18 protein-coding genes and 1 pseudogene are annotated in these 18,312 nt (G+C 65.3%); 9 read left to right on the top strand and 10 right to left on the bottom strand.

The genetic code is table 11. The annotated features are described in order from the left end of the window. Positions 1–5: 5 nt before the first annotated feature. Positions 6–1,781: an N-acyl-D-amino-acid deacylase family protein gene (locus tag VML93_RS34735; protein ID WP_325617786.1), complete on the bottom strand. Its 1,776-nt coding sequence runs from the start codon at positions 1,779–1,781 to the stop codon at positions 6–8. A 430-nt stretch (positions 1,782–2,211) separates the two neighbouring features. Continuing rightward, positions 2,212–2,823 carry a TetR/AcrR family transcriptional regulator gene (locus VML93_RS34740; RefSeq protein ID WP_325617788.1) on the bottom strand — a complete coding sequence of 204 codons (612 nt, stop codon included), beginning with the start codon at positions 2,821–2,823 and terminating at the stop codon, positions 2,212–2,214. 103 nt (positions 2,824–2,926) lie between these two features. On the opposite strand from VML93_RS34740, the gene VML93_RS34745 reads away from it, so the two are divergent. Then, positions 2,927–4,885 carry an NAD(P)/FAD-dependent oxidoreductase gene (locus VML93_RS34745; protein ID WP_325617790.1) on the top strand — a complete coding sequence of 653 codons (1,959 nt, stop codon included), beginning with the start codon at positions 2,927–2,929 and terminating at the stop codon, positions 4,883–4,885. On the opposite strand, the gene VML93_RS34750 is transcribed toward VML93_RS34745, so the two are convergent. Both VML93_RS34750 and VML93_RS34755 read right to left on the bottom strand, forming a co-directional pair. Further along, entirely contained in the window at positions 4,842–6,101 is a 1,260-nt protein-coding gene (locus tag VML93_RS34750; RefSeq protein ID WP_325617791.1) for a radical SAM/SPASM domain-containing protein, read from the bottom strand. The two genes, VML93_RS34745 and VML93_RS34750, sit on opposite strands and share 44 nt — an antisense overlap. Beyond that, the gene (locus VML93_RS34755) at positions 6,085–6,717 is read right to left on the bottom strand and encodes a hypothetical protein (RefSeq protein WP_325617793.1); all 633 of its coding nucleotides are present in this window, start codon (positions 6,715–6,717) and stop codon (positions 6,085–6,087) included. The genes VML93_RS34750 and VML93_RS34755 overlap by 17 nt, the downstream gene beginning before the upstream one ends. Before the next feature lie 211 nt (positions 6,718–6,928). Here VML93_RS34755 and VML93_RS34760 point away from each other — a divergent pair, with 211 nt between their 5' ends. Both VML93_RS34760 and VML93_RS34765 read left to right on the top strand, forming a co-directional pair. Next, on the top strand, positions 6,929–7,474 hold the full coding sequence (locus VML93_RS34760) for a hypothetical protein (protein ID WP_325617795.1): 546 nt from the start codon (positions 6,929–6,931) through the stop codon (positions 7,472–7,474). A gap of 46 nt (positions 7,475–7,520) precedes the next feature. After that, positions 7,521–8,012 carry a hypothetical protein gene (locus VML93_RS34765; protein WP_325617797.1) on the top strand — a complete coding sequence of 164 codons (492 nt, stop codon included), beginning with the start codon at positions 7,521–7,523 and terminating at the stop codon, positions 8,010–8,012. A 48-nt stretch (positions 8,013–8,060) separates the two neighbouring features. On the opposite strand, the gene VML93_RS34770 is transcribed toward VML93_RS34765, so the two are convergent. Then, positions 8,061–8,480, bottom strand: coding sequence for an RICIN domain-containing protein (locus tag VML93_RS34770; protein ID WP_325617823.1), 420 nt, complete (start codon positions 8,478–8,480; stop codon positions 8,061–8,063). A gap of 21 nt (positions 8,481–8,501) precedes the next feature. Between VML93_RS34770 and VML93_RS34775 the strand changes: the two genes are divergently transcribed. The 5 genes from VML93_RS34775 to rfbA all read left to right on the top strand — a co-directional run bounded on the left by VML93_RS34775 (position 8,502) and on the right by rfbA (position 11,899). Continuing rightward, the gene (locus VML93_RS34775) at positions 8,502–9,281 is read left to right on the top strand and encodes an alpha/beta hydrolase (protein ID WP_325617799.1); all 780 of its coding nucleotides are present in this window, start codon (positions 8,502–8,504) and stop codon (positions 9,279–9,281) included. Between the two features lie 107 nt (positions 9,282–9,388). After that, positions 9,389–9,766 (top strand): hypothetical protein, encoded by a 378-nt coding sequence (locus VML93_RS34780; protein WP_325617801.1) that lies wholly within the window; start codon positions 9,389–9,391, stop codon positions 9,764–9,766. 98 nt (positions 9,767–9,864) lie between these two features. Next, positions 9,865–10,620 carry a maleylpyruvate isomerase family mycothiol-dependent enzyme gene (locus VML93_RS34785; protein ID WP_325617803.1) on the top strand — a complete coding sequence of 252 codons (756 nt, stop codon included), beginning with the start codon at positions 9,865–9,867 and terminating at the stop codon, positions 10,618–10,620. Between the two features lie 10 nt (positions 10,621–10,630). Continuing rightward, on the top strand, positions 10,631–11,005 hold the full coding sequence (locus VML93_RS34790; RefSeq protein WP_325617805.1) for a nuclear transport factor 2 family protein: 375 nt from the start codon (positions 10,631–10,633) through the stop codon (positions 11,003–11,005). Positions 11,006–11,032: 27 nt separating this feature from the next. Beyond that, the gene (gene rfbA / locus VML93_RS34795) at positions 11,033–11,899 is read left to right on the top strand and encodes a glucose-1-phosphate thymidylyltransferase RfbA (protein ID WP_325617807.1); all 867 of its coding nucleotides are present in this window, start codon (positions 11,033–11,035) and stop codon (positions 11,897–11,899) included. On the opposite strand, the gene VML93_RS34800 is transcribed toward rfbA, so the two are convergent. The 5 genes and pseudogenes from VML93_RS34800 to VML93_RS34820 all read right to left on the bottom strand — a co-directional run bounded on the left by VML93_RS34800 (position 11,850) and on the right by VML93_RS34820 (position 17,959). Then, complete coding sequence (locus VML93_RS34800; RefSeq protein ID WP_325617809.1) at positions 11,850–13,124, bottom strand: YibE/F family protein; 1,275 nt, start codon at positions 13,122–13,124, stop codon at positions 11,850–11,852. The two genes, rfbA and VML93_RS34800, sit on opposite strands and share 50 nt — an antisense overlap. Positions 13,125–13,186: 62 nt before the next feature. Then, positions 13,187–14,605 carry a PE-PPE domain-containing protein gene (locus tag VML93_RS34805; protein WP_325617811.1) on the bottom strand — a complete coding sequence of 473 codons (1,419 nt, stop codon included), beginning with the start codon at positions 14,603–14,605 and terminating at the stop codon, positions 13,187–13,189. 433 nt (positions 14,606–15,038) lie between these two features. Continuing rightward, entirely contained in the window at positions 15,039–16,055 is a 1,017-nt protein-coding gene (locus VML93_RS34810) for a hypothetical protein (protein ID WP_325617813.1), read from the bottom strand. Positions 16,056–16,064: 9 nt separating this feature from the next. Continuing rightward, the gene (locus VML93_RS34815; RefSeq protein WP_325617815.1) at positions 16,065–17,384 is read right to left on the bottom strand and encodes a peroxidase; all 1,320 of its coding nucleotides are present in this window, start codon (positions 17,382–17,384) and stop codon (positions 16,065–16,067) included. A gap of 15 nt (positions 17,385–17,399) precedes the next feature. Next, a pseudogene (locus VML93_RS34820) lies at positions 17,400–17,959 on the bottom strand (hypothetical protein). 120 nt (positions 17,960–18,079) lie between these two features. Here VML93_RS34820 and VML93_RS34825 point away from each other — a divergent pair. After that, a partial coding sequence (locus VML93_RS34825; protein WP_325617817.1) for a PE family protein occupies positions 18,080–18,312 on the top strand: 233 nt, incomplete at its 3' end.

Consider the following 18,312-nt stretch of genomic DNA (forward strand, 5'->3'; position numbering starts at 1 on the left):
ACCCGTCACGCCGGCACCGGCCGTGGTACGTTGCGCGGCCTGCCGTCGGCGCGCAGGAAGCCGCCGGTGCGCTCACGTCCCAGGATCTCGGTGGGCTGCCCGTCCCGGAACACCTCGCGGCCGGAGACGAAGACGGCGTTGACCGTCTCGTCATTGCGGTTGACCATGCGTGAAAGTCCGCCGTAGGCGGCAATATTGGCCTCGTGGTAGGAATCCAGCGACTCGTCGAGGCGCTGCGGGTCGAGCACCACCAGGTCTGCCCAGTCGCCGATTCGCAGATGACCGGTGTCCAGCCCGTACCAGTCCGCCAACTCCCCGCTGAGTCGGTGCACGGCCCGCTCGATGGACATGAACGGCCGTCCCGCGTTCTCGGCGTCTCGCACATGCCGCAGCAGACGCAGTCCGCAGTTGTAGAACGCCATGTTCCGCAAGTGGGCGCCCGCGTCGGAAAAGCCCATCTGCAGACCGTTCTGAACGGCCAGCTTGCGCAGCATCTGCGGGCGGTGGTTGGAAATCGTTGTGCGCCAGCGGATGGCGGTGCCGTGTTCGAGCACCAGGTCAAGGAACGTGTCGACCGGATGCAACCCGCCGCGCTCGACACCGACCTGGCCGAACGACTTGCCCACCAGCGATTCGTCTGGGCAGGAGACGATTTCGGCGTCGAAGAAGTCGCGGTGCCAGGCCCGCGGGCCGTACTTGTTGTCGTAGTCCTTGCGGAAACCGCGCCGGTATTCCTCGTCGCGCAGCAGCTCGTTGCGTTCGAGTTCGTCCTTGAGGTGCAGCGCGGCCGCGCCCGCACCGAACTCCTCGAACACCACCAGATCGATCCCGTCGGCGTATACCTCGAACGGCACGGGCAGGTGCTGGAATCGGAAGTCGCCGCCGAGCCGGTTCACGATCGCCGACAGCGTGGCGGTCAACCACATCGCGCCGCGCGACGATTTCATGTCCGCCGCCGCCAGCAGGCTGGTCTTCAGGCGGGGCCGCCGGATCCCCAGCGACTGGAACGCCTGCGACACGATGTTCTGCGGATGGGTGACGTCGGGTCCGGACTGCAAGGCGCGCCCGGAGCGGCGCAGCAGCGACTTGAGCCGGCGCAGCTCGCGGCCTTTGGCGTACGTCGACGGCAGCGTGCGGGACCGGCAGGTGTCGCCGTCGATCTTGTCGAAAAGCAGTTGCTGCGAAGACATTCCGATGAAGCCCGCATCGAGGGCCTCGGCCAGCATGTTTTCCATTCGGGCCTGTTCGGCCGCGGTGGGCCGCACGTCTTTGCGGGTGGCCCGGTCGAGGCCCATCACGGCGGTGCGCATGTCGGAATGACCGATGAACGCCGTCACGTTGGGCCCCAGCGGCAACGACTCGAGCGCGTCGGCGTACTCGCGCGCACTGTTCCACGACTTATGCTCTCCGACGATGCGGACCACGTGCTCGTGCGGGATCGCTTCCACACGCCCGAACAGGTCGGCGGCCTCGCCCGCGTCGACGTGCACGGTCGACAACGAACACGAGCCCATCACGATCGTGGTGACACCGTGCCGCAGCGATTCCGACAGCGACGGCGCCGCCAGCACCTCGGCGTCATAGTGGGTGTGGATGTCGATGATGCCCGGGATCACCCACTTGCCTTCGGCGTCAATCACATTCGGGCAGCCCGCGGTGTCCAGCGGCGCGGGGCTGACGGCTGCGACCCGACCGTCGCGAATGCCGACGTTGCGGACCGCCGATGGCCCACCGGTGCCATCGAACCATCGGCCGTTGGCGATCACCGTATCGAACGTCATTCCAATCACCTCGCTTGGGTGGACAGCTTACCGAAATCGTCAATCCGCGGTTCCGTCGGGGCAGTCCGGGTGGCAAATCTCCGACTTGACGTTTCTTTATAACTGTCCAGTCTACATGTAAGAGGGCGCCATGGGGTTTGGGTGTTCTCTCCACCCGCGGCACCGCGTATTACGTTGGCGCCGACGTGATCTGCTACGCGATTGTCGTCGGGTTCGGGTTGACCACGATCCGTGCGTTGCGCAGTGAGCCGCTGGTCCGGGTTCCGTGCGCAGCCTTGAAGGCGTGTTCTCCATCGTCTATCTGGCGGTGTTCGCCGCGCTGTGGAGCTACGCGGTGTACTTCGGCGCGCCGACGGGTTCGCTGCCGTATGTCGTTGGCTGCTATGCCTTCTCGGGCTACCTGATGTGGTGGTGCTTCACCTGGCGACCCTCAGCGGCGATGGCTGGCGATCTCCGACGTCAGCACCGGCGCGACCCAGCGCCGCAGGTATCCCCGTAGCGCCTCACCGGTGCGCGGCGGACGCCCCGGGTCGATCATGAAGGACTGCAGAATCCGCAACATGTACTCGGCCAGATCGTCGATGCCGGCGTCGTCGAGCCCGTACTGCGCCCAATCGATGTCCAGCCCCGCCAGGATTCCGTGCCCGAAGTTGATCCCCATGTCCGACGTGACGCCGGTTGAGGCCTTGGTGAAGTCGTGCACCAGCATCAGCTGGACGTGTTTGTCGGCCGGCAGCCATTCCAGGGTGAACGCCAAGCTTTCCACCAGGGCCTCGACCGGGTCGGTCATATGGGCCAGATGCTCGGCCAATCGCTCCAGGAACCTCATTCCCGACCGGGTGGCCGCGGCCTCGAGTAGGGCATTGGTCCCGGGGAAATAGTTGTATACGGTCTGCCGCGACACGCCGAGTGTCCGCGCCACATCGGCGATCCGGATGTCGGCGCCGCGCTCCTCGATCGCCTCGCTCGCGGCGTCGAGGATGCGTTCTATCGCCTCTTCATCGGTCGCGGGCGTGGCGCCGCCCCACCCATGGGTGCGCATGGGTGAGAGGTTACGGCCTCAACAGGAACTTCGTGCATTCTGGGCCGCACGGCGCTAGGCTTGACACTTGATACTAATTGTCTAGTCGCCCATTTGGAGAGCCATGCCGCCGGTGTCTTGGAAGCCGTTTTCGGTCAGCGACCAGGAACTCGCCCAGCATCTGTCAGACCTGTCGGTACCCACGCTCGTGCTCTCTTGCGTGCACATCACCGGCGACGTGTCGATCCTCGACGGGCCCTACCAACCGCATGGGTTGATGGCCAACGAAGAGCAGGGCTTCATGAGCCCCGAGGAGCAAAGCGCCGCGCGCGCTTTCGCGCTGGAGCTGATCAAGGACTATCGCGACCGGGACTGTCCGCCACTGAAGCCGATTCCGGCCGAGGGATTGCGGCGGATGATGAGCTGGGCCGCGTGCGAGCCGATTGACGACACCTATCTGCCGATGGTGTTGCAGGAGATCGGCTTTGACGATGCGGGTACCGTCGCGGCCGTGCCGGCAGAGGCCGTCGCTGCGCGCGCCGACCTTCCGGTCATCGTGATCGGCTGCGGCGAGTCGGGCCTGCTGGCCGCGATCAAGTTGAAGGAGGCGGGTTTTCCGTTCCAGGTCATCGAGAAGAATCCGGGACTCGGGGGAACGTGGTTTGAGAACAGCTATCCCGGTGCCCGGGTCGACTCGCCAAACCATCTGTACACCTACAGTTTTGAGCCGATCGATCACTGGACGAAGTACTTCTCCCAGCAGCCCGAGCTCAAACAGTATTTCGAAGACGTGGCGCTGCGACACGGAATCTGCGACCACGTGCGGTTCTCCACCGAAGTCCTCAGCGCCGCCTGGGACGAGGCCACATCCACCTGGACAGTCCAGGTCCGTTCTGCCGACGGTCTCGAAAAGCTCACTGCGCGAGCGGTAATCAGCGCGGTCGGCCAGTTGAATCGGCCTATGGTGCCCGACTTTCCCGGGATGGAGACCTTCGCCGGACCGTCCTTTCACACCGCGCGGTGGGACCACGGTGTCGACCTCACCGGCAAGAACGTCGCGCTGGTCGGGGCCGGGGCCAGCGGGTTCCAGGTCGGGCCGGCGATCGCCGACCGCGTCGGCTCGCTGACCATCTTTCAGCGCACCGCACAGTGGATGTTCCCGAACCTGCTGTATCACGAGGCGGTGGGCCCCGGCGTGAAGTGGGCGATGAATCACCTGCCTTTCTATGCCCGTTGGTATCGGTTCCTGCTGCTGTGGGCGTGGTGCGACAAGGGGCTCGCGCCCGCTCGAGTCGACCCGGAATGGCCCGACCAGGACCGCTCGATCAGCCTGCTCAACGAGGGTGTCCGCATCTACATGACCGACTGGATTCTCAGCCAGGTCGACGGGGACGACGAATTGGCTACCAAGGTAGTGCCCGACTACCCGCCCACCGGCAAGCGGATGTTGCAGGACAACGGAAGCTGGCTGCGCGCCCTGCGGCGTCCCCACGTCGAACTCGTCCGCGACCCGATCGAACGCATCACACCCGACGGCATCGACACCGCCGCCGGCGTTCATCACACCGTCGATGTCATCATCTACGCCACCGGTTTTCGCGCCAACGAGATGCTGTTACCGATGACGATCACCGGGCGCAACGGGGCCGACCTGCGGGCGGGATGGGGCGAGCGCCCGACGGCCTACCTGGGCATCACGATGCCCGAGTTCCCCAACTTCTTCTGCATGTACGGGCCCGGCACCAATCTGGCGTCCAGCGGGAGCATCATCTTCCACTCCGAATGCCAGGCCAACTACATCATCTCGGCGCTCGCCCATATCGCCGACAACGGAATCGATTTCGTCGAGCCGACAGCGGACAAGACCCGGGACTGGGTCGAACGCAGCCAGCGCGAAATGCGGGGGATGGTGTGGTCGCAGCCGTCGGTCAAGCACAGCTTCTACAAGAACAGCTATGGCGAGGTCTACATCCTCAGCCCGTGGCGCGTCGTCGACTACTGGTCCTGGACAAGGGAATTCAATCCGGACGACTACCTAGTCAGGCAAACAGCGAAGCTGGCCAGCGCACGTCGTCGGCGGTGAGCCGGCGCCGGGAGTCTGGCGGCCACTCCGTGTCGTCGGCTTCGGTGACCAAGGTGAATCGGCCATAGTCGAACGGAAGGCCGGGCGCCGGCTCAATCCGGATCAGTCGCTCGCGCAGACCCGCGCTGTGCAACTCGAGTGCGCGGTGATGACAGTAGGGGTTATTGCCGCGCCGGCCGAACAGGGTATGCGTGGTCCATGAGCATCCGCCTCGGCAGGTTTCCTTGTGAACGCAGGCGTGGCAGTACCCCCACGTCTGGTCGGTTGGCTGCACGCTGAGCAAATTGAAAGTCATTTCCGGTGCAGTGGAAAGCATTTCGGCAATGCGCTGCTTTCGCACCGTGCCCGCGGAGTAGGCCGCGGTGGGCAGCGACGGGCAGCCTTTGACAGTGCCGTCGGCCTCGATGCCGATGGTGGACAAGCCCGCTTGGCAGCCGTTCCAGGACTGATCGCCTTGCGGCGAGCGCAGCAGTTGCTCGTAGGGGCCGTGGTAACCGAGGTTGTTGGCCGCATAGAGGCGTATGCCGTCGGCTGCTGCCCGCTCGGCGATCCGGGCCAGCACCGGGAAGACCACCAGGAACTCGCATGGCTGCAGCAGCAGGTCGGGCTCGTCAGCCGCGCGTCCCAGCGGGACCGTCAGCTGCAGTTGCCAGGCGGTGACGCCCGCTCGCAGTAGTTCTTGGTAGAGCTCAGGAAGGTCGACGATCGTCCGACGATTGACCTGGGTGTTGCAGGTGGCGTCGATGCCGGCGCAGCGCAGGTGCTCCGCCGTGCGGAAGCACGATCGCCAGGATCCGGCTCGTCCGCGCAGCGCATCATGGGTCTCCTCCATCCCATCGATGGAGATCGAGGCTTGCACGATGCCGGCGGCGCGCATGCGCTGCGCCATGGTGGAATTCAGCTTGTACCCGCCGGTCGTCAGGGTGCAGCGCATGCCCCGGCTGGTGATTGCGGCGGCGATCTGCAGCCAATCGGACCGCAGGAAGGCCTCACCGCCGATCAGGGTCACTTCGACGATGCCCAGCTCGGCGAGTTGGTCGACGACGTCGAGGGCCTCGGCCGTCGACAGCTCGTGCTGGCGGGCGCTGCCGGCGCGCGACCCGCAATGTGAGCAGGCCAGATTGCAGGCCAGCGTCAACTCCCACACGGCATAGGCGGTGCGTTGGGGTGGACTGGTTAATGCCCGCCGGACGCCGGGCTCAGTCGGTTCGGCCACGATCCTTTCCGAACCACCGCCGCTTCCCGGTCTTTGGCTGCTCGGACTGCTGTGCCGGCAGCGGTGGCGGAGGTTGAGCTCCCCACTGCGGTAGCGGGCCGCTGTAGGCGGGTTGTTGTTGTTGTGGGTGTGGTTGCGGCTGCTGTGGCTGTGGTTGTGGTTGCTGCTGGGGCTGGGGCGGCTGCCACTGGGGCGGCGGACCGCCGTACACCGGAGCCGGGGGGCGGCTGGGCTGGAATCGTTCCTGCCCCCTGGGCAGCATGGACTCGTTGGCAGGAGCGCCGAGACCCTTCAGCGAAACCTGGACGGTCGGTGCCACGGTCGGTGGGGATGTCGGCGCCGGAGGCTGGGGAGCCGGCTGTGCCTGTTGGCCATCCTGCTTTTGGGACTGACTGCGCTGCCGCCAATAGGCGAACCCGTCGAACGGAAAGGGCACCCGCGGAGGTTGCCATTCGATGCGCGGCAGTTCACCGGGTTCGCGATCGCCCGAGCCGGCCCGGGAACCCATCTCGGTGTCGATTACCGACCTGGCGGCGGCCATTGCCCGGTCGGCCGTTTCGTAACGACCCACCTCCGCGCCGCGGAATGTGACAATGAACTGCGGGACTGGGGTCATGAACCAATCATGCGCGGGGTCGGCCGAGATGACTAGTTGAAAGCCGAACCTCGTCGGCCAACCACCCGATCACGAGGATCGGCGGCGAAGCAGACGCAAGAATTTCGCAACTGGCCGGCGCTAACCTACGGCCCGACAAGGGCGATAGCGACGCGAAAGGAACCGCTATGGACACCACCTATACCCTGAAATCGATTGCGACCATGCGCTGATGAGCCAGCGCTACCTGGACGACGCGTCAGCATCGCACCGTTTCGAGGCCCACCCGCAGCCCTTGGGCCTGAAAACGGCCCTCAAGTTCTCCTTGTCCGGCTTGCTCCTGATGGGGGCGGTGTTGGTGGCGATGTTGACGTTGCCTCAGTACCTCCAGGCTGAGGTTCTCGTGTTCATGCTTGGGAGCTGGGGTCTCGGCGGCGCCATGATTGCCTTCTGGTGGTGGCATGGGCGCCAAAAATTCCTCGTTTGCGTCACGAGCGGTGGCCTTACCATCAACCGGCGTCCAGGCGAGGTCTACTCCTTCTCCGAAGCCAAGCTGGGCCCATGGAATATGAAGCTACCCTGGCGCTTTGGGGGCAAGACCATGACGCTAGGTGAGGCGCTCGATCTGCCGGGTAGCCGGCGGTTTGTTCTCGGCGGGCGAGTTGATCGACCCGGGATCGAACGACGGTACGACGCGCCGGCCGTGGGCAGAGTCGACGCGTGGATGTCGGGCCAAGATTTCGATGAGCTTCTCGCCATCGTCGGTCGCGCGGGCTAGCCGCGTCTGCGGCACGGCGCCCCGGTAGCGGCGAAGGGAACCTGTCATGGACGACCATCTGCTCATGAACCAGGGCGACCCAGGAACTGGTAGCCGCAAGCGCTCGCGGGTCTGGTCCAACGTGGCGGGAATGTGGACGGGAATGTTGTTGCTGTGGATCGGGATTGGCGGCCTGATCTACGTTGCGTACGACTCCTACGGATATTGGGTCGGCTCAGCGACGACGGCGAAAGTCGATCACTGCGAATGGGAGAACCACTGGTATGACCGGGAGGGGCCGCACAACATGTACTGCACCGGAACGTGGACCGTGGGCGGACAGTCGCAGCAGGGCCCGATCAGGCCGCCGTTCGTCGACAACGAGGTCAACGGGGTGCGGTCCGGCTCCTCGCTGGCTGTACGCGTGCATCACGGCACCGCCTTCACCTCAGCCTCGCTGGGCAAGCGCTTCTACCTTGGGATCATCTTCGGCCCCATCCTGGTCGTGTGGGGCTCGATCAGTCTGTGGCGGACATGGCGCGGACACAATCGGCAGTAGCGCGCGATGCCGTTGGGGGGCTGGGCAATTCGTACCCGGCACCCTCCGTCACGGAACGCTATCCCAACCCTGCTCGGGTGAGCCGTTGCAAAATCGGGTGGACACCAAGGTGCCGGGAGCCGGGCCGCCGCGGACGGTGAGGCAGGGACCCATATAAGCAGTGATCCGGCCGTCGGGCTGGATGGTCCAACGCTGGCTATTCCAACAGGCCACGAGGCGCACGGTCCAATTGTCCTCTTGCGGAGTGATGCACTTCCCGGGGAAGGCCGCGTTCTCGAGTCTTCCGTCACCGGTGACATTCCAGCGCTGGTTGTTCGCCCCATTGCAGGGGTTGATCACCACAGGGGTGAGCCAGCTATCGCTCGGAGCGTCCAGACAAACATCGCCCAATCGGGTTCTCAACTGAACCGGGCCATCGGCGCTCGCCTCACCAGCGCCGAGCACGGTGACACCTAACGCTGCGCCGATTGCGAGGTGTCAGACTTGGGCATGGCGTCCGACAACTCGGCCCTAGTGCTGCTGCACGGCATCCTCATGTCGGGAAACGCCTGGCAGGACGTGGTCCCACTGCTGTCCAACCATCACCAGACGTACACGCCGACCGCCTTCGGGCACCGCGGCGGGCCGCCGCTGACGCGACGCCCGGCCACGGCCAGCGATTTGGTTGACGCCGCGGAACGCTACCTGGACGAGCATGGTCTCGAGCGGCCTCACCTTGCCGGTCACTCGCTGGGCGGTTGGATGGCCATCGAGTTAGCCCGGCGTGGCCGGGCAGCAACCGTGTGCGCGTTGGCCCCGGCAGGCTTCTGGTCGGCCGGGGACAGCGCACAATCGCAGGCGAACAAAGAAGTTCGAAAGTTCGTGACGATGGGGCGCCTCGCACGTCCCGTGCGTCCCGTTGCCGCGCTTGCGATGAAGTCGGCGACTGTACGTCGGCTCGGCTTGCGCAACGGCGCTTGCCACGCGGACCGAATTACTGCGGCGCAGAGCGTTGAGGTCCTCGACGACATCGCCGGCTGCACCGTCAACGTCGACGACCTCCTCGGGTCCGATGAGCAGATCGCACCGCTGAATCCCCTGCCATGCCCGGTCACCATCGCATGGTCGGAGAACGACGCGATCGTCTCGGTCGCGGCTTGCGACAAGATCGCCCACGAGCGGGTGCCCCAGGCGTCATTCACGATCCTGCCCGGCGTCGGGCACGTCCCGATGGTCGACGACCCCAACCTGGTGGCCTCCACCATCCTGGGGGTAACGGGCACGGGATGAGTCCTGGCCCGACTGGTGATAACACACAGGCAACGCTCAGGCAGCACCTAAATAACGCATACGGGCTGCCGGTTTCAGCCATTTTCCGACTGGCAACCCTTAGAACCATGAATGCTGTAAAGCCGACAAAAATGTGGGTTCGCCTGGGCACTGGTGTGCTGGCCGCCGGGGGTATTGCGATGTCCGCACTCGGATTGACCTCTGCGACCGCGCAGGCGGAGCCGCACTATGCACCTACTGACCACCACCACTGGTGCCCGGGGGACCACTGGGACAACGGCTGGGGCCCCTACCAGAACTGGAACAACTGCCATGACTGGGACGGTCCGGCCGGCTACAACGGCGGTGCACCCGGCTACGGCCCCGGGCCGTGGCAGGCGCCGCCCCCGCCGCCCCCGTTCTGGGCGCCTTGGGCCCACGTGGAGTGGAACGCCCAAACCGGTGGCTGGGGATTCTGGAACGGCCCAGTCTGGGTTCCGGTCTAACCACGAATCTGACTGAATCCACTCGCTAACAAACAGGCTGTGCAGCGGCAACGGTGCCGCTGCACAGCCTGTTTTCACCGCCCCGGTAACCTGACCGCGTGGACTTTGCGTCGGCATACCTCGAGCAGACCCGCGCTTTTGGCGATCTGATCCGCGATGCCGATCCCTCGACGCCGGTGCCGACCTGCCCAGGCTGGAGCCTGGAGCAACTGCTCCGTCACGTCGGGCGGGGCGACCGGTGGGCGGCGCAGATCGTCCACGACAAGCGCGACGAATTCCTCGACCCTCGCACCGTCGAGGGCGGCAAGCCACCGCCGGACCGAGATGACGCCATCTCCTGGCTGCACGGTGGCGCGCAGCGCCTGGTCGACGCCGTCGAGCTGTCGGGCGTGGAAACACCGGTGTGGACATTCCTCGGGCCACGCCCGGCGAACTGGTGGATCCGCCGCAGGCTGCACGAGGCCGCGGTGCACCGGGCCGACGCGGCCATCGCGGTCGGAAGCGACTTCACCCTGGAACCCGACATCGCCGCCGACGCGATCACCGAGTGGCTCGAGCGCGTCGCGATCCAAGCCGGAAGCGGCGGGGCGGAACTTCCGCTCGAGGACGGCAACACCATCCACCTGCACGCCACCGACCCGGGGCTGAATGAGCCGGGCGAATGGACGATCAGTGTCGCCGACGGTGCGATCACCTTTGCGCCCGAGCACGGTAAGGGCACCGTGGCACTGCGCGGCGGCGCTACCGAGCTGCTGCTGGCATTGGTCCGTCGGGTCTCGATCGCCGACACGGGTATCGAGATGTTCGGCGACGATGCGGTCTGGCAAAGCTGGCTGGATCGCACACCTTTATAAACTGCAGACCATGACGACATCGGAGATTGCAACCGTTCTGGCGTGGCACGACGCGCTCAACGCCTCCGACATCGACACCTTGGTGGCCTTGTCGAGTGACGATATCGACTTCGGTGATGCGCGCGGGGCCGCGCAAGGCCACCAGGCGCTGCGCAGGTGGGCGGCCTCGCTCGACACGACTGCCGAGCTGGGCCGGATGTTCGTGCATGACGGCGTGGTGGTGGTGGAGCAGCAGATCAGCAGCCGTGACGCTGCCGGCGCCGTCACGAGCGCCGCGTCTGCTTTCCGGGTGGTGCGTGACCACGTCACCGCGGTGTTCCGTCATGAGGACTTGGCGGCGGCGCTGGAGGCCACCGAACTCACCGAGGCCGACCTGGTCGACTGAGGTCGACTGAGGCGTTAGGAGCCAGTCATGCGCGGGATCATCTTGGCCGGCGGCTCGGGCACCCGCCTGTACCCGATCACCATGGGGATCAGCAAGCAATTGCTGCCGGTTTACGACAAACCGATGATCTACTATCCGCTGTCCACACTGATGATGGCCGGCATCCGCGACATTCTGGTGATCACCACCGCTCACGACGGTCCAGGGTTCCAGCGGCTCTTGGGTGACGGCACGCAATTCGGGGTCAACATCAGCTACACGACCCAGGATGAACCCGAAGGACTGGCGCAGGCCTTCGTGATCGGCGCCGGCCATATCGGCACCGATTCGGTGGCATTGGTGCTGGGGGACAACATTTTCTACGGGCCCGGCCTGGGGACCAGCCTGGCCCGCTTTCAAAATGTTTGCGGCGGAACGATATTCGCTTACTGGGTGGCCAACCCGTCGGCCTACGGCGTCGTCGAATTCAGCGCCGACGGTACGGCGCTCTCGCTGGAGGAGAAGCCCGCCACCCCGAAATCTCACTACGCGGTTCCGGGCTTGTACTTCTACGACAATGACGTGATCGAGATTGCCAAGGGCTTAAGGAAATCCGCGCGAGGCGAGTACGAGATCACCGAAGTGAACCAGATCTACCTCAACCGCGGCCAGTTGACGGTCGAGATGATGGCTCGCGGGACGGCGTGGCTGGACACCGGGACGTTCGATTCGCTGCTGGACGCCAGTGATTACGTCCGCACCCTGGAACGGCGGCAGGGCTTGAAGGTCAGTATTCCGGAGGAGGTGGCGTGGCGGCTGGGCTGGATCGACGACGAGCAACTGGCGCGACGCGCTCACAGCCTGGTCAAGTCCGGCTACGGTGGCTACCTGCTGGAGTTGTTGGAGCGGAACTGATTTCGCCGCCGGGTTTGGCCAGCACCGCCGCGATCCCGGTCGTCAACGGCACCGACAGCGCCAGGGCGATACCGCCCACCGCGGAGCGCACCAGTTCGATGGCCACGCTCTCGCTGATCAGCACGTCACCCAGCGATCGGTTGGCCACGCTGAACAGCAGCAGCAGCGGCAGCGAACTGCCGGCGTAGGCCAGCACCAGCGTGTACACCGTGCTGGCGATGTGGTCGCGGCCTACCCGGATCGCGCCCACGAAGATGGCCCGACGGGAGGCCTGATCGCCCAGTTCGGCGAGCTCGAACACCGTCGACGCCTGGGTGACGGTGACGTCGTTGAGCACACCCAACGACCCGATGATGAACCCGGCGAGCAACAGTCCGCTGATCGACACATGGCCGAGGTAGGCGGCGACCTGGGAGTTCTGTTCGTCCGAGAGGCCGGTCAGATGAGCCAGTTCGATTGCCGCCCAGGACAATCCGGCGGCCAGCAGCAACGACGACAAGGTGCCGAGCAGGGCGGCGCTGGTGCGCAGGCTGACTCCGTGCGCCAGGTAGATCACCGCGTAGAGGATCGCCGCGGCGGCCACCAGCGCCACCGGGACCGCGGGTGCGCCGTCACGCAGCGCCGGCAGCAGAAACACCACCAGCACCAGGAAGGCGACCACGATGCCGACCAGTGCCCGCAATCCGCGCCACCGCGCCACCGCGATGATCACCACCGCGAACGCGACGGCCAGCGCGACCAGCGGCCAGCCTCGCTCGAAGTCGTAGAACGCATAGGTGGTGGTGCCCTGCGCGTCGACCTGCCGGATGACCCGGATGTGATCGCCGGCCGCGAGTTGGGGCTGTTCGGGTCCGGGGGAGAACTCCAGCAGCGTGTTGGCGCCGGCATTGGGCCCGGAATCGATTGTGACCAGCGCCAATACACACCGCCCGGCGCCCCCGGCGGACGGCGCCGGTGCGGTGGTAAGTACTTGACCGGCCGACGGGCTGCCACAGTCGCCCAGGCGGCTGGACAACACGTGGCCGGCCTGGGTGGTCACCGCGCCGCCGGACGCGTTCTGGTACGGCATCGGGATATCGACGTGCTGTCGGCTCGGCCAAAGCCAGACGGCGCCGGCGATGACCGCGACGCCGATCACGGCCAGCAGTCCGACGACGATCCTGGCGGGCAGCGGACCCAGCGGAGACGGTCCTGACGACAAGCTGTGCGAGTGCGGGTGAGCCACCCGGTCGAGGGTAGATGGCGCAGCGGGTACTTACGGTACCGGCGGCTTCATGGCGAGCAAGATCACTGGGCGCAGCTCGGGATCAGGCCAAGGCTGTCCATCACCTGCCTCTCCGCGCCGGTGAGCAGCGAGACCGCCGTCACGCTCGGCTGGCCCGTCGGGATGTTCAGCCCGAGATCCAGCGACGGCAGATACGGGTAGGCGTTCGGGAACATCGACTGCGGCAACAGGCCCACGTCCACGCCGAACGCCTGCAGGCCCTGCACCGTCCCGGTGGCCAGCGCCGGCAGCACAGTCTGCGGGTTGGGGATCCCGAAAAGTTGCGCCGGCGTGGGAATGTCGGCGTACTGGCCGCTGGCGTAGCCGAGGTCGACGAGCACCCGCAGATCGGGCTGCAGTAAATCAGCGACGGCGGTGCCGGGAAGCCCTAGCAGGCGCAGGGCCTGAACCAGCGGCAGAGTCGGATCCAGCGACATGTAATAGGTCGTGTCGCCGGTGTAGCCGGGACTGGTGGGCAGCTCGTGAAAGCCGGCGTGCGGCAGCAGGCAATCGTGCTGCCCGGCGGCCATACCCAGTACCGCGTTGAGGTCGCTGACGATGTTGAGCGGATAGTTCGGGAAGTCGGCCACCGCGTCGTACTGGTTGGTGTATATCGATGTCACGTAGGGGCTGTCGGATGGGGTCGCGTTGTGGATGTTCCAGTCCAGCAGCGGCGCATACAGGCCATTGAATCGTTGGAAGAAGCCGCCGTTCGGGTTACTGGGATCGCCCGTCAACACGAATGAGAGCTGGTCGGTATAGGGCGATCCATGCGCCATCAGGCTACGGATGTCTTCTGTGGCAACAACTGACGACTGCGACTCCGTCCATACCGTGACGTGGTTGCCCGCCGCGACCTGGGTCCGGATGGCCTGGTCGAGTAGCTGGGTGCCTTGGCTGAGTGACTGGCCCAGCGTGAGCTTTCCCAGCTCGGGCGTGAGCGGCCACGCCTGCTCAGGTGTGTACAGCAGGTAGCTCAGTTTCTCCGGCATGTACATCGGCCCGGCGGCCAAAAACTGCTGTGCGAATGGCTTGTTGGTGCCGCCGAGGATCAGACCCACGTCAGAGTTCGTCGGCACCGGTGGTGGGACGGGAGTAGGCGCGGCACCCAACAGCGACGTGAACGGTTGCTCGATCTCGGCGACAGCATCACGCAGCATCTGCTCAGCGGCCTGCTCAGTGCATTGATAAGCGTCCGCCGCATGGCCGAGTAACTGCCCGAATCGCGCGTGAAATCGCTGGGCCAGCGCGGCGATCTGCTGGAATTCTGTTGCGTGGCTGTTGAACAGGGCCGCGATGGCCGTCGAAATCTCGTCCGCGCCGGCCGGTAACATCGTGCTGGTCGGCGTCAACGCCGCCAGCGTCGCTTCTTCAAGTGAGGTGCCGATGCTGTCGACATCGGCCGCAGCCTGGTCCAACGCTGCAATGTCTGCGTACGTCATCAGATACCCGCAAAGGAGTAGTTATCGGGTGGTGGCCGCGCATGGGCCCCGTTTGGCGCCGCTGTCGACCAGAGGGCGTCCCGCCGGCAGCGGGGTCGGTGCGTTGATCAAGTCAATGACCGCCGCTGCGGCCGCCGGACCAGAACGAAATCGGCATGAAATGTCGATGATTTGACGCTGAGCAGTTCCGTCTAGGTAGGCGGCGGCCGGGGTGGCCGCACAGAGCTTCGACCGGATGTCGTCAAGATCCATCGCGGCCGTCGCGCGCATCTACTGGAATGCCTCATGTACGACATTGCCGCCTCCTACGGAGATTGATCTCTGTAAGTTGGCAGCGTTGCAGCGGATCTCGGCGCCGGCCTTAGTAGCCGGCCACGCAAATCTCTGTCAGTCGACTACTTAAGTAGAGCGACACTTCCTGATGAATCGGTCGCTACCGCATCATCGCCAGGTTGTGCCAGAAGTTCTTGAGGCTGTCGGTGCCGCCGAACAGCGTGGTGAAGTGGGTGGAATCAACCAGGACGATGTCGCCGGCGCGGTCGCCGGTGGGCGGCATCCAGATCAGCACATTGAACTCGGTGTCGCCGGCCGCGGTGAACGGGTGCGGGCGGTTTGGGTCCACGCGCTGGCGCCCCAGCACGCGCACGCCGAGGCTTTCCGGTGCCGTGAGTTCGTAATGCGGCAGGTGCGGGTGAAAGTTGAAGGTGGTGACGTTGTTGAGCAGGCCAAGCTGGTCCAGGTCGTGCGACGCAGTCAGTGCCGCAATGTCTTTCGTGCTTTCGTCGAGGGCGGGACGCAGTCCCCATTTGTTGTGGACGGGAACCTCGAGGGCTCGCATCAGCGACCGCGTGTATCGGCTGAACCGTTGCTGGCGCGGCACCAGCGGATCGGCGTGGTGCTGGTACTCCATCTGACGCTGTGCGAGATCGTCGGTGAAGCCGACGTCGTGGTGTGGCGCCAGCAGCAAGCAGGTGCCTTCCCGTTGCAGCCATTGCCGGATGGCGTTGACCTCGTCGGCAGTGGCCTCCTGCTCGGAGGGCAGATGGTCGAGCCCGAACACCATCAGGGTGTCGGTGTCGGCCAGGATCCGCTCGTCGATCGGAAGCAGGTAGCCGGCCTGGTCGACGCGCTGGAAGACGGCGACCGGGTAGCCGGTCACTTCGCCGGCCAGGTCCTGGAATGCGAGTGCCGAGCGATGGAATAGCTCAAGCGTTCCAGCGATGCCCTGCAGGAAGTGCGCTTCGTCGTACTCGGGCGTCTCGTAGCGTGGCCACAACACGTTGCGGACTTCGGTCATCGTGGAGAAGCGGTTGTACATGTCCGTCGGTTCGCGTTGGGCTTCCCACGGGTAGCTCCATGTCCAATAGATGCTGATGCGCCGCCGGCCGGGAGTGTGCATGCGCGCCAAATGGTTCTGGTTGTAGGTGCGGGGCGGTGGCAGTGCACTCATGGTGCTTCCTTAGCTGTCCAGTGTCGCGAGGTAGCGGAGCGCTGTCAGGCCGGGCAGGAAGAAGTACGCCCCGCCCGTGAGTGTGGTGAAAGCCGGTAGCCCCTTGAGCACCTTGCGGATCGGCCGACTCGGAATCTTGTACTCCAGCGTGCCGTCCTGGTTGCCGCAGATGGGGTCGCGCTCGTTGCCGAGTTCGTGGAAGTTGCGGTCGTTGATCCACACGTTCTGGGCGAACTCGAATTGGCGGACCAGGCTGGCGCAGATGATGAATGCGGCGATGCCGCGGTCGGCACCATCGTCGGGTGCGTCCTGTGGCAACGCCGGCCCGTAGGTGGCGCCGCGACGGATCATCCTGCGGCGGTTCATGTTCGCGGCGGTGTCGCGCGGGTTCAGGCGCCGGGCGTGAGATCCGAGCGGCACGGCATAGCCGTGCGGATCCATCTCTCGATAGTTGAAGTCGTTGTTACGCATCGGATCTGCGCCGAGTTCTGGATCGTCGTGCTTGGGGCTGAGCACCAGCGGCGCTCCGCTGCGCCAGCGGCCCATGATCTTGGCGGCCAGCAGTTCCTGCCCGTCGGGTGTGTCCGCGTGCTCACGTAGATAGTCGCGGAACACACCGACATGCTCCTGCAGCCGCCGATATGCCATGTAACTTCCGTTGCGCGAAAGCACCTCCGGCTGCGGCAAATTGACGCTGGGTCCGGCCTCGTCGGGGTAGCCCAGGATGAACTCGCCGGGCTGCAGGGGCGCTCCCGACCCGGGCGTCGGGTCTTCGCCGGAACCTTCCATGACCGGCTGGGATAAGCGGTCGCGGTAGCCGAAGTGGTCATGCGCGTAGTTGAAGGGAGGTGTCGCGTTCAGGTCGAGAAAAGACACAGTGCGCACCCCGGGGCAGCGGGCCACCAGCTTGTCGTGTTCGCCCACGCATCGGCGGTGCTCGGCGTCGTTGCGGGCGAACAGGATCGCGATCGCGTGCAGGTCGTCGCCGGCGAGGCCGCCCACCCAGTTGTCGGGGTGGTTGGCGCCGGCGTCGCCGAGGATGTCGGCGCGGGCCGCCATGCCCTCGCGGAACTCCTGCGGGAAGCTGGCCAGCGATTCTTCTGGAACGCCAAGCGCTTTCAGGCCGTTCCAGGTGAACGCCAACGTGATCCAGCGTTCGCTGCTGTCCATCGTGGCCCGCACATCAGCGGCTGACTGCACCCGATCCATCAGCTCCGTCAGCCAGGCCCGGCCGCCGGCGGGATCGTCGAAGGACAGGAACTCGTAGCGGCCGGTCATCGCCGGCGTCCGGGTCAACAGGATGTGCTGGATGTCGTCGAGTTCAAGCATCGGCTCGGAAAACGATCACTGCATCTGGTCGAGCATGTCCGAGAACGCCGACTTGAGCCGGAGCGCCTTTTTGATCTCGTCGGCGGTGACGTATGGGTACTCGCCATACTCCAGGAAGCTCGGGCATTGGTGTTCGCGAACGAATTTCGCGAACGCCGCCGGGTTCTCTTTCCAGTTTTCCGGGAATCCCTCGAGGTTGGTGAAGACGGTGGTGATGCCGGTCTGGCTGAACAAGGTGACCGCGTCCTCGGTGTACTTGTCGAAGTCGGTGTCGAAGATGCCCTGATACTGAAAATGCAGGCCCGAGCCGACGTCGAACAGCACCCAGCGCAGATAGTGCAGCCGCAGCGGCGCGAGCACCTCCGGGCTACCCGCGATCGCCTCTTCGATCTGCTTGCCGTAGGCGCGGATGGCCTCTTCGCGGCCCTCTTTGACCTTGGCGATGATCGAGAACCCGTAGCAGGCGGGCGTCCTGGGGAAAACCGGCCCATACCTGCCGCGCTCGAGTTCGAAATAGCCCTCCTTGGGGATGGCCATCGCGGCGGTTTAGTCCAGTCGTTGTCGCTTGCCGCCACGGTTCTCTCCCTACTGAATGCCCACGACAAAATCGGGTATCGGCCTACTCTATGGGGCCTTGGACACGGGTGAAAGGCTGCGATTCACATCCGAATTTGGGTCTTCGCAGGAGGTGGCGAATGTCGTTTGGCATTGCCGGGCCTGGAGCGATCGCCGGCGCTGCCGAGAATCTTGCGAACGTGGGTTCGGCCGTGGAAGGGGCCAATGCGCTCGCCGCCGTGCGGACGACGGCCGAACTCGCCGCGGCTGCCGATGATGTATCCGCGGCCATCGGCGCGGTGTTCTCCCGGCACGGGCAGGCATACCAGGCGCTCGCCGGCCAGATGGCGCAGTTTCACCAGCAGTTTGTGGG

The sequence above is a fragment of the Mycobacterium sp. genome (assembly GCF_035499775.1).
Taxonomy (GTDB): Bacteria; Actinomycetota; Actinomycetes; order Mycobacteriales; family Mycobacteriaceae; genus Mycobacterium.